13 protein-coding genes and 2 other annotated features are annotated in these 14,501 nt (G+C 37.7%); of the genes, 11 read left to right on the forward strand and 2 right to left on the reverse strand.

Annotation, left to right across the window (positions count from 1 at the left end; genetic code table 11):
• The first annotated feature begins 196 nt into the window (after positions 1 to 196).
• From A5819_RS07325 to A5819_RS07340, 4 genes are all read left to right on the forward strand, one after another.
• On the forward strand, positions 197 to 1,144 hold the full coding sequence (locus tag A5819_RS07325) for an ABC transporter permease (protein ID WP_086278003.1): 948 nt from the start codon (positions 197 to 199) through the stop codon (positions 1,142 to 1,144).
• Complete coding sequence (locus A5819_RS07330; RefSeq protein ID WP_086278005.1) at positions 1,141 to 2,109, forward strand: iron chelate uptake ABC transporter family permease subunit; 969 nt, start codon at positions 1,141 to 1,143, stop codon at positions 2,107 to 2,109. Before A5819_RS07325 ends, A5819_RS07330 begins: the two co-directional genes overlap by 4 nt.
• The gene (locus A5819_RS07335) at positions 2,106 to 2,864 is read left to right on the forward strand and encodes an ABC transporter ATP-binding protein (RefSeq protein WP_069639184.1); all 759 of its coding nucleotides are present in this window, start codon (positions 2,106 to 2,108) and stop codon (positions 2,862 to 2,864) included. The genes A5819_RS07330 and A5819_RS07335 overlap by 4 nt, the downstream gene beginning before the upstream one ends.
• A 314-nt stretch (positions 2,865 to 3,178) precedes the next feature.
• Positions 3,179 to 4,141, forward strand: coding sequence for a siderophore ABC transporter substrate-binding protein (locus tag A5819_RS07340; protein ID WP_086278007.1), 963 nt, complete (start codon positions 3,179 to 3,181; stop codon positions 4,139 to 4,141).
• Between the two features lie 78 nt (positions 4,142 to 4,219).
• Here the strand turns inward: A5819_RS07340 and A5819_RS07345 are convergent, their stop codons facing one another.
• Both A5819_RS07345 and A5819_RS19730 read right to left on the reverse strand, forming a co-directional pair.
• Entirely contained in the window at positions 4,220 to 5,266 is a 1,047-nt protein-coding gene (locus A5819_RS07345) for a MucBP domain-containing protein (RefSeq protein ID WP_254907237.1), read from the reverse strand.
• 64 nt (positions 5,267 to 5,330) lie between these two features.
• Positions 5,331 to 5,456, reverse strand: coding sequence for a hypothetical protein (locus tag A5819_RS19730; RefSeq protein WP_254907238.1), 126 nt, complete (start codon positions 5,454 to 5,456; stop codon positions 5,331 to 5,333).
• A 297-nt stretch (positions 5,457 to 5,753) separates the two neighbouring features.
• Positions 5,754 to 5,989: a binding site (T-box leader), on the forward strand.
• Positions 5,990 to 6,386: 397 nt separating this feature from the next.
• Between A5819_RS19730 and A5819_RS07350 the strand changes: the two genes are divergently transcribed.
• The 7 genes from A5819_RS07350 (at position 6,387) to A5819_RS07380 (ending at position 14,457) form a co-directional block, all read left to right on the forward strand.
• Positions 6,387 to 8,033 (forward strand): peptide ABC transporter substrate-binding protein, encoded by a 1,647-nt coding sequence (locus A5819_RS07350; RefSeq protein ID WP_176271380.1) that lies wholly within the window; start codon positions 6,387 to 6,389, stop codon positions 8,031 to 8,033.
• A 4-nt stretch (positions 8,034 to 8,037) separates the two neighbouring features.
• A complete protein-coding gene (gene pepT, locus A5819_RS07355) occupies positions 8,038 to 9,273 on the forward strand; it encodes a peptidase T (protein WP_086278011.1) in 1,236 nt (411 codons plus the stop codon).
• A 69-nt stretch (positions 9,274 to 9,342) separates the two neighbouring features.
• Positions 9,343 to 9,570 (forward strand) — a binding site (T-box leader).
• 589 nt (positions 9,571 to 10,159) lie between these two features.
• Positions 10,160 to 11,524, forward strand: coding sequence for an anthranilate synthase component I (gene trpE / locus A5819_RS07360; RefSeq protein WP_086278013.1), 1,365 nt, complete (start codon positions 10,160 to 10,162; stop codon positions 11,522 to 11,524).
• Positions 11,521 to 12,114, forward strand: a complete 594-nt coding sequence (locus A5819_RS07365) for an aminodeoxychorismate/anthranilate synthase component II (protein ID WP_086278015.1) — start codon at positions 11,521 to 11,523, stop codon at positions 12,112 to 12,114. The genes trpE and A5819_RS07365 overlap by 4 nt, the downstream gene beginning before the upstream one ends.
• Entirely contained in the window at positions 12,098 to 13,111 is a 1,014-nt protein-coding gene (trpD, locus tag A5819_RS07370; protein WP_086278017.1) for an anthranilate phosphoribosyltransferase, read from the forward strand. Before A5819_RS07365 ends, trpD begins: the two co-directional genes overlap by 17 nt.
• Positions 13,112 to 13,870 carry an indole-3-glycerol phosphate synthase TrpC gene (gene trpC / locus A5819_RS07375; RefSeq protein ID WP_086278019.1) on the forward strand — a complete coding sequence of 253 codons (759 nt, stop codon included), beginning with the start codon at positions 13,112 to 13,114 and terminating at the stop codon, positions 13,868 to 13,870.
• Positions 13,867 to 14,457, forward strand: coding sequence for a phosphoribosylanthranilate isomerase (locus A5819_RS07380; protein WP_086278021.1), 591 nt, complete (start codon positions 13,867 to 13,869; stop codon positions 14,455 to 14,457). The genes trpC and A5819_RS07380 overlap by 4 nt, the downstream gene beginning before the upstream one ends.
• Positions 14,458 to 14,501: the final 44 nt, after the last annotated feature.

Genomic DNA, 14,501 nt, shown 5'->3' on the forward strand with positions numbered 1-14,501 from the left:
CAATTAGAAAAGCCGAACAGGCTCGTTCAGCTCTGACAGAAAAATAGGAAAACAGGATTGTGTCGTATTTGACACGAGCAAGTTTTATCTTTTTTCCGAAATGCTAGCGTGTAAGGCTGGACAATTAGAAAAGCCAAACAAGCTCTTTTAGTGTTTGAGAATTTTATTCTAGCAAGTAGAAAAATGGAGCAAGTATATGAAAAAAATAGGCCTATTTGTTCTCTTACTCCTTTTGATTGTAGCATCGATTTTTGTTGGAGTGAAAGATATTTCTCTGACACAATTGTTTCAATGGGATTCACAGCAACAATTAGTATTGTTAACAACAAGGGTACCTCGAACAATCAGTTTAGTGATTGCCGGAAGTACGATTAGTATTTCTGGGTTGATCATGCAACATTTAACACAGAATAAATTTGTTTCACCTAGTACAGCAGGTACGATGGATAGTGCACGATTAGGTATTTTGGTCGTGATGATCTTTTTCCCTAGTGCACCGCTATTATTCCGATCATTCATCGCATTCTTGTTTGCTTTTGTTGGAACGTTGATTTTTATTTATTTAACACGTTTTCTACCTGCAAAAAATCAAGTGATGATTCCGTTGATTGGTGTGATGTTTGGTAATATCATTGGATCAGTGGCAACTTTTTTTGCGTATCAATTTCAGTTAGTTCAAAATATGTCTTCTTGGCTGCAGGGGAATTTTTCCACAGTGATGAAAGGCAATTATGAACTGCTTTATCTAACGATTCCTTTATTGATCATCACCTATTTTTTTGCTTATCGGTTCACTGTAGTCGGCATGGGGGAAGATATGGCAACCAATTTGGGGTTGAATTATCAGCGTATCCAATTATTTGGCTTAGGTATCGTAGCACTATCTAGCGCTGTGGTTTTGATTATGGTAGGTAATATCCCCTTTTTAGGCGTGATTGTTCCTAACTTGGTATCGATGCGTTATGGAGATCATATGAAGAACACATTGGCAATTACGGCAGTCGGGGGCAGTATCTTTTTACTGGCATGTGATGTTTTGGCTCGAGTTGTGATAGCGCCTTATGAAGTGCCTGTCAGCGTTGTAGTCGGTGTGCTAGGTAGTTTTATCTTTATCGCATTACTGATGAGGAGGAAAACAGCATGAAGAAATTCTTCCAGTCATCAGCGGTAAAAGTTATTTTATTGTTGATCGCCGTGATTGCGGTTTGTGCTTTATACCTGTCATATAAAACGTATGGGAATTGGGCCTTTGCCTTAGAGCTTAGAGGAAAAAAATTATTAGCATTTATTTTTGTCGGGATTGCAGCAACATTTTCGACGATCAGTTTTCAGACTATGACACAAAATCACTTTTTAACGCCAAATATTTTAGGACTGGATTCACTATATGTTTTTATCCAGACCTTACTGTTTTTCTTTTTAGGTGGACAGCAGTTGTTAGGTAATGAAACGATCGCCACATTTTTATTGAATGTTTTGTTAATGGTGAGTGCTAGCATTATGTTATCTCGTTTTTTATTGAAAAAAGGTGGGAATGATCTATTTCTATTATTGATGATCGGGATTATTTTAGGAACTTTTTTCAATAGTATTAGTACTTTTTTACAAGTTGTAATGGATCCAAATGAGTATGATCTGTTGCAAGGAAAATTATTTGCTAGTTTTGGAAATGTGAATAGTCAACATTTGTTGATAGCTGGAATTTTAATTACGTTTTTAGCTGGTTTTTTGTGGTTGAAAAGTCATGCGCTAGATGTTCTACATTTAGGGAACGAGCAAGCGACGAGTTTAGGAATCAATGTTCCGAGATTTCAGTTTGTACTCTTAACAGTAATCAGTGCTTTGATTGGATTATCCACAGCATTAGTCGGGCCCGTCACGTTTCTTGGATTCATTGTCGCTAATATGAGTTATCAATTGATGGGAACTTATAAGCATCGTGAGTTATTTTTAGGTGGAAGTTTGTTGTCCATTCTATTGCTTGTATTTGGTCAGTTTCTTGTAGAACAAGTTTTTCAGCTGAATACAACACTAAGTATTGTGATTGAATTTGGCGGTGGTGTCTATTTTGTTGGAAAAATTATTAGTGAAAGGAAGCAGCGCAGATGATCGAAATCAAAAATGTATCAAAAAGATATGGTGAAAAGATTGTTGTTTCAGAAGTTCAGTTGCCCATTACGGAGCAAAAATTGACTGCTTTTATTGGTCCGAATGGGGCAGGGAAAAGTACGCTGCTTTCAATGATGAGTCGCTTGATTCCTAAAGATACTGGTGAAATTTATTTAGATCACAACGAAGTGAAAACTTGGAAACAAAGTGAATTATCTAAAAAACTATCGATTTTAAAGCAAACAAACGGCATTAATCTAAAAATTACAGTTAGAGAGTTAGTCAATTTTGGCCGTTTTCCTTATAGTAAAGGTCGTTTGAAGAAAGAAGATCATGAAAAAGTCGAAGAAGCAATGGAAAATCTTGGGTTATTAGATCTTGCCGATGAACTGATCGATACATTATCAGGTGGCCAATTACAAAGAGTATATATTGCTATGGTTTTGGCGCAGGATACAGATTATATTTTACTGGATGAGCCATTAAATAATTTGGATATGAACTTTGCGGTTCAAATGATGCAGACGCTACGGCGCTTGGTAGATGAATTTGGAAAAACAGTCATTATCGTCCTTCACGATATCAATTTTGCAGCGAGCTATGCTGATGAGATCGTAGCAATGAAAGACGGTCGACTATTTACCCATGGTAGCACAGATGACATTATTCAATCCGAAGTTTTGAATAAACTTTATGATATGAATATTCGGATTTGTGAAATTGAAGGAAAAAGATTCTGTATGTATTTTAACTAGAAAAGCGTAACGCACTCGTTTAGCTCTGACAGAAAAATAGGGAATAATGATTGCGGCGATTTTTGCCACTAGCAATATTCATCTTTTTTCCGAAGAGCTAGTAAGTGAAGCTAGATCACAAGAAAAGCGTAACACATTGGCTCAGCCTTTGAGCAGTATAAGAATAATAATTTTAGCAGAGTGTTTTTCTCTGTGAATTATTATTCGTTACTGCCGATAAGGCTAATGAGTGAAGCTGGATCACAAGAAAAGCGTAACATATTAGCTCACTCTTTGAGCAGTATAAAAATATTAATTAAATTGGGGGAAACAAAATGAAAAAGAAATTCTTAGCAGTTGCAACAATCTCAATGATCGCATTACTTACTTTAGGTGCATGTGGAAATAATGATAAAAAAACGACTGATGGATCGGCAACCAATGATTCAAGTAAAGAAGCAACAACAATCACAGTAAAAGATTCAAATGGTTCTGTTGAAGTTCCTAAAAATCCTAAAAAAGTCGTTGTTTTTGATAATGGCTCATTGGATACGATGGATGCATTAGGTGTTGGTGATACTGTTGTCGGTGCGCCAACGAAGAACTTGCCAGCCTATTTAGCTGACTATAAAAAAGTAGAATCTGCAGGTGGGATCAAAGAACCAGATTTAGAAAAAATCAACCAATTAAAACCAGATATGATCATTATTTCTGGACGTCAACAAGATTTTCAAGATAAACTAAGCAAAATTGCGCCAACAATTTATCTATCAGTAGATGCCAAAGATACATGGAACTCTACAAAGAAAAATATTGAAACCTTAGCTGAAATCTTCGATAAAAAAGATGAAGCGAAAACAAAAATTGCAGATTTAGAAAAAGAAATTACAGATGTTAAAGAAAAAGCACAAGCTAGTGATGAAAAAGCATTAGTTGTCTTGGTAAATGAAGGCCAACTTTCAGCATATGGCACAGGGTCTCGTTTTGGTATCGTTCATGATACATTTGGTTTCAAACAAGCAGACGATGCTATCGAAGCTTCAACACATGGTCAAAGTGTGTCATATGAATATGTGTTAGAAAAGAATCCAGACATCTTATTTGTAGTTGATCGTACGAAGGCAATCGGCGGGGATGATACGAATGATAATGTTGAAAATAACGAATTAGTTAAGCAAACGAATGCAGGTAAAAACGGTAAAGTGATTACTTTACAGCCAGATGTTTGGTACTTGAGCGGTGGCGGTTTAGAGTCTACGCATTTGATGATTGAAGATGTGCAAAAAGCGTTGAAGTAAAACTTGAATCAGTGATAAAAGAGAGTATAAGTCAGCGTGGCTGAGTTATACTCTCTTTTTATATACTATTTAAGTTGATTATAAACTAAATTCATCTTCACGTTTTTTCTTAGTGAAGTAAACTGCTGCAATGATAGTCAAGCCAAGTGAAGCTACGAAAGAACTTGTTTCAGTTTCACCTGTTTCAGGTAATTTTTTATGTTCTTTTTTAATCGGCGCTGTTTTGATTGGTTCTGCTAATAAAGTTGGTACTGTAGTTGTTTGGATACCAGGCGTTGGTGCAGTTGGTGCAGCTGGAATCGTAGGAACTTCTACAATTTTTCTGTAAGTTGCAACAAAGCTTTGATCTTCTAATCCATACTTTCCTTCAAATACCATAGAAGGACTTGCTGAGTAGGCTGCCTGAGAGATACCTAAATATTCATAACCAGGTACTTCTGGTGCTGTGATTGTGAAGGCATCGTCAAATTTACCAACTTCGGATACAACATCTCCTAGAGGAACGCCATTTTCATCAACACAAACAACACTAACAGTTGTTTGAACACGATCATAACGATAAATAACTTCTTGCTCAGTGTCTGTAAACGCGCCAATACTATTAGCTGGTGTACTTACTAAGATATAACCAGGGATATTTCTTGGTTCAGTTGTGTAAGACTCACCAATGAAACCACCTAGAACTGTGATAGCCTGAGTCAACTCAAGGCCGCGATCATCAATATGAGCAACATAAACGTTTCCTCCAACGATACCAGCAAGTTTCTTAACAGTTACAGAAACAATCTGATTGGTATCTGGGAAGGTTAATTGTAAACCTAAATTTCCAGTAGCATCCGCAACAGGAATTGCCATTGCGTCTGAAGTAGAAACAAAAGTATAAGCCCCTGGTGTTAAAGATAAGGCTACATTTTGAGTTGTACCTGCTTCACCTGTAAAAGAAAGTGTATTGATCGGACCAGCGTCTTGATCAACGATGTTAACAATCACTGTAACGTTCGTAGCTGCCTTTTCTTTTTTAGGTGTTTCTGTTTTTTCAGCTTCGGGTGTAGTTTCAGGTTTCGCTTCTTCTTTTGGTGTTTCTTGTTCAGGTTTGCTTTCAGGTTGTGTTTCTTCCTGAGGCACTTCCTTTTCAGCTTCAGGTTGAGTTTCAACATCAGCCTCTTTTTCAGCTTCTGGCTGTTTCTCTTCAGAAACTACCTCTTGTTACGGGTGCAGGTTGTGTATCTTCTGCAAATGCAAGTTGGGCATTCAATAATGTTGGCGCTAGTAGCGTAACCAAGGCTAGACTAGCAAATTTTTTGTTCGTTTTCATTTTACCGTTTCCTCCTTTTAGTATTAAAATATTTTAATACTAGTTAAATTATATCATTTACAAGATAAAGGAATTTATCAAAAAAACAATATTTTTTGTAAGAAATAGAGAATGAAGTAAAGCGTATTTTTTAAAATGTATAATAAAATTAACTATTTTACTTAGTTCAAAATAGCGTTTACAGATCAAGGTATAATAGGAAGGTTAGAACGTTTAGGGAAAATAAAATGTTTAAAAGTTTGTTGACGGTCACTATTTTACTATGCTACAATCTTTGTAATACATTATCTATTAAAATTAAATGTGAAGATGAGGAAAGTATTTTTCAGCTAGCTCAAAGAGAGTCTCGATTGGTGGGAAGAGACAGTGAATATGGAAAAGAAAATGGCCTTTGAACAAATTGATCGAACACGTTGAGATCAATTCAGGTGCGCCTGTTACAGCGCCTCAGTATGTTTGTACTGATAGAGTGGGCTTATTGTATAAGCTAATTGAAGGTGGTACCGCGAAAGTTTAAAACTCTCGTCCTTTACAGGATGAGAGTTTTTTGTTGTTCATCACTACGCTGCGCTTCGATCGCATTGTTGTAAATCACGAAGAATGAAGTGATTCGATGACGCACAATACAAGGTATCGGAAAGCTACGTTGCTTCCTTTGTTTTCTAAGAGCTAAAGCTCTAAGAATTGAAGGACTACGACTGGCTCCGCCAGAGTAGATGATGAACAATACTTGGCGACCAGAGGGAGAGAAGTAACCTTACTAGTGAATCACTACGCTGCGCTTTAATCTCATTGTTGTACATCATAAAGAACGAAGCAACTTGATGATGTACAATTCAAGCTGTAGCAAGGACAAGAATACCTCATTTTCATATTCACATAATAAGGTAGGAGTAGCTAATGTATACAGATATTGAAGGGGGAAACAAAATGAAGAGAAAAATATTAGTCGTAAGCGCTGTAGTAACGGGATTATTACTAACAGCATGTGGGGGCAATGACAAAAAAGAAACAACAAAAAGTGAAGATGGGGTAATTGCAACAACTCAAAAAATTGAAATCAGCTCACCTGCGCCACTTTCAACATTAGATACAACACAAACAATGGACAAAAACACCTTTACGATCGTTCAGCATCTTTTTGAAGGCTTGTATCGTTTTGATGATGACAGTACACTAATTCCAGGATTAGCGGAAAAAGTTGATATTAGTGAAGATGGCTTAACGTATAAATTTACATTAAAAGATGACATTAAATGGAGTAATGGTGAACCGATCACTGCACAAGATTTTCTTTATTCATGGAAAAAATTAGTAACACCGGAAACGATCGGCCCAAATGCCTACTTATTAGATAATGTGAAAAATAGTAAAGCGATTCGTAATGGTGAAAAACCAGTAGCTGAAATTGGTCTCGCTGCACCGAGTGATAAAGAATTTGAAGTAACATTAGAGCAAGCACAACCATCATTTTTAACAGTTGCGTCAATAGGTTGGTTAGCACCACAAAACCAAGCATACGTTGAAAAACAAGGAAAAGATTATGCGACAGATAGCGATCACTTGATTTATAGCGGTCCATTTATCTTAACTGACTGGGATGCTTCATCCGAAACATGGACATTAAAGAAAAATCCTGAATACTATGATGCAGATAATGTAAAATTAACAGAAGTGAAAGTCAATACGATCAAAGATGAGAATACCGGCATCAATTTATATCAATCAAACGAGTTAGATTTAGTCCGCATCAGTGGTCAATATGTTCAACAATACAGTGATGAGGCGGGGTATGTCACTCATTCAGATGTTGCCAACTACTACCTAGATTTCAATACAAAAGCAGATACGGCACCAGATAATCTTCATTTACGCAAAGCAATTGCACAAGCGATTGACAAAGATGCATTGACGAAAAGTGTGCTAAACGATGGTTCAAAACCATTGAACGGTTTAATTCCAAGTGGGCTATACAAAAATCCTGAAACATCTGAAGACTTCAGAGAGTTCAGTGGGGATCATTCAGTTTATGATGTGAAAAAAGCGCAAGCTGAGTGGGAGAAAGCCAAAGCGGATTTAGGGGATAAAATCAAACTATCACTTTTAGTTTCGGATGACGATAATGGTAAAAAAATCTCTGAGTACGTTCAAAGTCAATTACAAGAAAACTTAAAAGGGTTAGAAATCACGATCAATGCACAACCAAAAAATAATGTACTTCAAACGCGTAAAGACAAAAACTATGAGCTATCATTGTCTGGCTGGATTGCTGGAAGCAGTGATTTAGATTCTTATTTCAATTTGTATGCTGGAGAGTCTGCCTATAACTATGGTTCATATAAAAATGCTGATTACGATAAACTTATTACAAATGCCCGTACGATCAATGCTAATACACCAGACAAACAGTTTGACGATTACAAAGAAGCGGAAGCTATTTTATTAGATCAAGATGCAGCCCAAGTGCCACTTTACCAAAGTGCTTCTAACTACTTGATCAATCCGAAAATCAAAGGGATCAGTTATCACTTATACGGTGATTACTTCAACCTTAGAACAGCTTACTTAGAGGAGTAGAGAAATGAGTCGATTATTAGAACGATTTATCCGTTATGTTAAAGTTAATACACGCTCTGATGCAGCCAGTCAGACAGTTCCGACGACAAGAGGACAAGTAGAGTTTGCTAGAATCATTGAAAAGGAATTAGCTGAAATCGGACTTTCTGAGATTCATTACAATGAAAAAAATGGCTTTTTAACAGCAACGCTACCTGCAACAATAAGTGAGGATGTACCGGTAATCGGGTTTATTGCTCATTTGGATACAGCAGATTATAATGCTGACAATATTCAGCCAAAGGTTTTCCCAAACTATGACGGCCAAGATGTGGTGTTGAATGAGAAATTAGGGATTATCATGGCAACAGAAGAATTTCCCAATTTAAAAGAGTATACAGGACAAACGTTAATTACAACGGATGGAACAACATTATTGGGTGCGGATGATAAAGCGGGAATCGTTGAAATATTAGATGCGGTGGAATATTTACTGGCGCATCCTGAGATTCCTCATGGTGAAGTCTTACTGGCATTTGGACCAGATGAGGAAATCGGCCGTGGAGCAGACCGTTTTGATGCAGCAAATTTTCCAGCAAAATTTGCGTATACAATAGATAGCGGCAGAGTCGGTTGTTTTGAGTATGAAACGTTTAATGCGGCACAAGCTGTGATTAAAATCGAAGGGACAAGCGTACATCCTGGAACAGCATATGGTGTTATGATCAATGCCATTAAATTGGGTGAAATGATCGATGCCCAATTACCTAAAGAGGAGGTTCCTGAAAAAACACGAGGATATGAAGGTTTTTACTTGTTGACAAAATTTATTGGAAGTTTAGATCATGCCGAATTGACGTATATTATCCGTGATCATGATAAAGAACTTTTTCAAAATAGAAAAAACACACTAGCTGAAATAGTCTCTAAATTGAATGGCACTTTGGACAAAGAGCGCGTAACAATAGAGTTTTTAGACCAATATTACAATATGGGAGAAATTATCAAAAAAGATATGACACCTGTAGAGCTTGCAGTCAAAGCAATGGAAAACTTAAATATCAAACCAGATATTCAACCTTTTCGTGGTGGAACGGATGGATCGAAAATCTCATTTATGGGAATCCCAACGCCTAATTTATTCACAGGTGGTGAAAATTTTCATGGACAATATGAATTTATTACTCTTGAGTCAATGGAATTAACCGCAAAAACGATAGTGGAAATCATCAAAGAGAACCATACTAAATCGAAGGGTTGACAGTGGAAAATGAAAAAGAGATAAAAAATGTTGACAAGATTAGAATTTTCTAATATGATTATCCTTAATAGCAAAGCTTTGAGAAAGAGGAGTAACAACACTGGAACTTTTCAGAGAGCTGATGGGACTGCGAATCAGTAAGGGATGGGTTGTGAATGGACTTTCGAGCAAAATGTTGAACTATAGTAGGCATTTTCGGGGACTCCCGTTATAGAGTAAGGTCGTTGATAGACGACTGATAAGAGGAAAGAATTTCTTTCAAACTTGAGGTGGCACCGTGAATAGTTCGCCCTCAAACCACAGATTTTTGTGTGGTTTGGGGGTTTTTGTTGTGAATCACCATGACTGGCTCCGCCAGAATGGATGATGAACAATACAAGGCGTACCAAGGGAGAGAAGTAACCTTACTAGGAATCACCAAACGCTCTAATCCAAAACGATGAATAGCGAATGGCAATTCTAATAACGATAAGTAATTACATGACGTTTACGTTGAATAATGTAAAGTTACTAAAGGTTACTAAAAAAAGAAATACCCTTTTCATTGAGGTGGTACCGTGGATACTATTATTCGCCCTCACAAAACAGATAGTGGTCTGTTTTGTGAGGGCTTTTTGCTGTGAATCACTACACTGCGTTTCGATCGCATTGTTGTAAATCACGAAGAATAAAGTGATTCGATGATGCACAATACAAGGTATCGTCAAGATACGTTGCTTCCTTTATTTTCTAAGAGTTGAAGCTCTAAGAATTGAAGGACTACGATTGGCTTCGCCAGAGTAGATGATGAACAGTACTTGGCGAGCGAAGTGAGAGAAGTCTCATTACTAGAGAATCACGTATTCTATCAAAATCTGAAATAAAAAAATAGAAAAGAGGGAATCTCATGCAACGAATCAAAGAAATCCAAGCAGACTATCTAACTGCGATATCAGCCTTTTTAAGAATCAAAGGAACGAACAAATGTCTTTTAGAAAGTATTCCCAGAGATAAAAGCAAAGGACGCTATTCGGTCATTGCGTGGGATGCCGTTTCTGAAATCACTTGTTTCGGTCATCAGTTCACGATCGATGGTCAAACAAGAACGGTAAAAGATCCATTAAAAGAAATCGAAAAATACGTCCTGAAACAAGGATCTGTCTCAGCCGAGTTACCTTTTCAAGGTGGAGCGATCGGTTATGTTGGTTATGATGTGATTGCTTGTTATGAAGATTTAGGGCAACAGCCGTTTGACGAATTGAACGTTCCAGATATTCATTTTTACTTATTTGATTCGTACTTAATATTTGATCATGTTAGTGAAAAAATAGTTTTAGTCGAAGCGAATACTTACTCGAAACGTGGAGAAGAAGAGCTAGTTGAAGCGATCACACAAAAAATAAAAGAACTTCAAACACCAAACCAAGAAGAACAAAAAGTCATCCATTTGAAGAAACTGCACTACAAAAGTAATTTTAGCAAGCCGCAATTTGAAGCAGTCGTTACCAAAATAAAAAGATATATCAAACAAGGGGACATGTTCCAAATGGTACCGTCACAACGTTTGACTGCTGATTTTGAAGAAGCTCCATTTGATTATTATCGTAGGCTACGGGTGACCAATCCATCCACCTACTTATATTTTCTAGACTTTGGTGAAACTTATGTGATCGGTTCTTCCCCGGAAAGTCTAGTGAGTGTGAAAAATCAACTTGTCACGACAAACCCAATTGCTGGAACACGTAAACGAGGACAGACAGCTGAACAGGACTTGGTGTTGGAACGAGAGTTGATTACTGATGAAAAAGAACGAGCAGAGCATTTGATGTTGATCGATCTTGGCCGCAATGATATAGGGAAAGTAAGTGAAATCGGTTCTGTTGAAGTGCCAGTTTATATGATCGTTGAAAAGTATCGGTTCGTCATGCACTTAGTCTCTGTAGTAACTGGAAAGCTGAAACAGGACTTGACCGCAATGGATGCCCTGAAAGCAACTTTACCGGCAGGAACAGTTAGTGGAGCGCCGAAAATTAGAGCGATGCAACGGATTTATGAGATCGAACCAGTTAAACGAAACATCTATGCTGGAGCCGTGGGCTATCTTTCGAAAAATGATCAGGCTGATTTTGCTATTGCCATCCGAACGATGGTTGTTCATAAAAATAAAGCGTATGTTCAAGCCGGTGCAGGCATTGTTTACGATTCTAATCCTGCTAAAGAGTATGAAGAAACATTGCATAAAGCAAAAGCACTTTTGGAGGTGGGAGAATGATTTTACTCATTGATAATTATGATTCATTTACACATAATCTAGCTCAATTGATTGGTGCAGACCAAGAAGTTGTGATTACTCGAAATGATTCAGATACTATTTTTCAGCTGGCGAATCAGGCTAAGGCAATCATTATTTCTCCTGGACCTGGAACGCCAGAAGAGACAGGACATGTAAAAGAGCTGATCCAACAGTTTTACCAAAAGAAGCCAGTACTAGGTATTTGCTTAGGACATCAAACAATTGGGGAAGTATTCGGAGCCAAAGTTATACTGGCTAAGAAAATTCGTCACGGTAAGCAATCGCTTATTAAAACGAATAAAGACAGTCAGCTTTTTAAAGGGATAGCTCAAGAAGATTCAGTGATGCGGTATCACTCACTTGTGATCGATCGTCAAACTTTGCCATCAGAATTTCTAGTTACTGCAACAGCAACGGATGATCAAGAGATTATGGCAATTGAACATCAAAAATATCCAGTGTTCGGCCTTCAATTTCATCCAGAATCGATCGGCACTTCAAGTGGTACAGCAATTATCAAAAATTTTATCCAAGTAATGGAGGAACAATGCGATGAAAGAACTCTTTGAAAAAGTTTTTAGTAATCAACATTTGACACGTTTGGAAACACAACAAGTAGCGGAAAAAATCTTTGAAGGGCAACTAACAGATAGTCAAATCGCAGCTTTTTTAACAGCATTAAAATGCAAAGGAGAAACGGCGGAAGAAATGGCCGGAATTGCAGAAACGATCCAACGTAAAGCAGTCATAATCGATTGTCAAAAAGAGAATGTTATGGATAATTGTGGAACTGGTGGGGATCAATCAGGCAGTTTTAATATTAGTACAACAGCTGCCTTCGTTTTGGCAGCTGGTGGTGTAACTGTTGCCAAACATGGTAACCGCAGTATTTCCAGTAAATCAGGCAGTGCTGATCTTTTTGAATGTTTAGGGGTTGATATTACACTGTCGCCGGATAAATTAAGTACGGTATTGAATGAAGTTGGTCTAGCTTTTCTTTTTGCACCTCACATGCACCCGAACATGAAATATGTGATGAATGTCCGCAAAGAGCTGGGGACACCAACAATTTTAAACTTGATTGGTCCATTAACGAATCCAGTAAGATTAGACTCGCAGCTAATGGGAACTTATCGGCGTGATCTGTTGGAAGAAACAGCGAAGACACTAGGTGAATTAGGACGTAAGCGAGCGGTAGTTGTTAATGGTTCAGGTAACTTAGATGAAGCCACGTTGGCTGGAACAACCTATTTTGCTTTATTAGAAGAGCAACGGATCACCATGCATACGATCGAACCAGAAGAGTTTGGGTTTGCACGTCTCCCAATAGAGGCGATTCAGGGCGGGAAGGCTGAACAAAATACAGAAATTCTGTTATCTATTTTAAAAAATCAGGCGAGTCCATATTTGGATACTGTTTTATTAAATGCTGGATTAGGATTTTTCAGCAATGGTAAAGTGTCCAGCGTTCAAGCAGGAATTCTGTTGGCGAAAGAGTGTGTTGCAAGCGGTGAGGCTTTTGATAAACTGCTGCAATTGATCAAAGTGCAAAAGGAGGTAGCTTAAATGGATTTTTTAGAAACAATCATTCATGAAAAGAAACAAGAAGTACAGGCAATGCCGTTAGAGAAGATTCAACCATTACGGAAAACAGACTCGTTTTATCAACAAGTCAAAGCACATCCGGATAAAATGCATATCATCGGAGAAGTTAAACGAGCTTCACCATCTAAAGGTGCTATTAATTTAGCTGTCAACGTAATCGAACAAGCGCAAGCATATGAACAAGCCGGTGTTACAGCTATTTCTGTATTAACGGATGAAGTCTTCTTCAAAGGCTCAATTGAAGATTTACGAACAGTTGCTTCACAGGTAGCAATTCCAGTTTTATGTAAAGATTTTATCATCGATGAAAAACAGTTGATTCGTGCAAGAAATGCTGGAGCGACGATGGTATTATTGATTGTTTCGGCTTTATCTAAACAGAAGCTAGCAGAGTTATACACCAAAGCAGTCGCATTGGAGTTAGAGGTCTTAGTAGAAGTTCATGATGAACAAGAGCTTGCAATAGCAGAAAAGTTATCGGCTCAACTAATCGGTGTGAATAATCGGAATCTGAAGACCTTTGATGTGTCAATCGAAGTCAGCCAACAACTAGGGAAAAAACAAACAAGAGATGCTGTTTATATCAGTGAATCAGGTTTTTCAACGGGTCAACAAGTTGCTCTTGTAAAAGAAAACTATCAAGCGGTTTTAGTTGGTGAAGGGTTGATGCGGGAAAATGATCCTAAAGCAAAAGTCAAAGAATTGCAGGTCTTACGATGAAAGTCAAAATTTGCGGATTGAAAACGGAAGAACAAGTAAACACAGCAGTTGCACATGGGGCAGAGTATCTTGGCTTTGTTTTTGCGGAAAGCAAACGTCAGATTAGCCCAGAAAAAGTCAAAGAGATCACGAAAGCTGTCCCTAAACGAGTCAAAAAAGTGGGCGTATTTGTTTCTCCGAGCCAATCAGAAGTTGAATGGATCGTTCGACAAGCTAGCTTAGATATGGTGCAAATTCATGGTTTATTAAAAGCGGGAACCTTTTCAGTCCCGCTGATTCGTGCAATTCCTGTTGATGGTTCATCTCAAGAAAAACTTATCCAAGAGACCTCAACAGAATATTTGCTGTTCGATGCGCCACCACAGCGATTTGTTGGGGGAAATGGTCGAGTATTTGATTGGTCTCGGTTAGATACAAATTCGATTAAAAGCAAGAAAATCATCATTGCTGGCGGCCTAACACCGGAAAATGTCCAACAAGCAAAACAACTATTTGACCCGTATGCAGTCGATGTATCAAGTGGCGTTGAGACAAATGGAGAAAAAGATCTGAATAAAATAATTGCTTTTCTAAAAAAAGCACGTTAGCTTTGCGGGCTAGGTTCATGAAACAGCACCTCGAAAAAAAGATG

The sequence above is a fragment of the Enterococcus sp. 7E2_DIV0204 genome, from assembly GCF_002140855.1.
Lineage (GTDB): Bacteria > Bacillota > Bacilli > Lactobacillales > Enterococcaceae > Enterococcus_L > Enterococcus_L lemimoniae.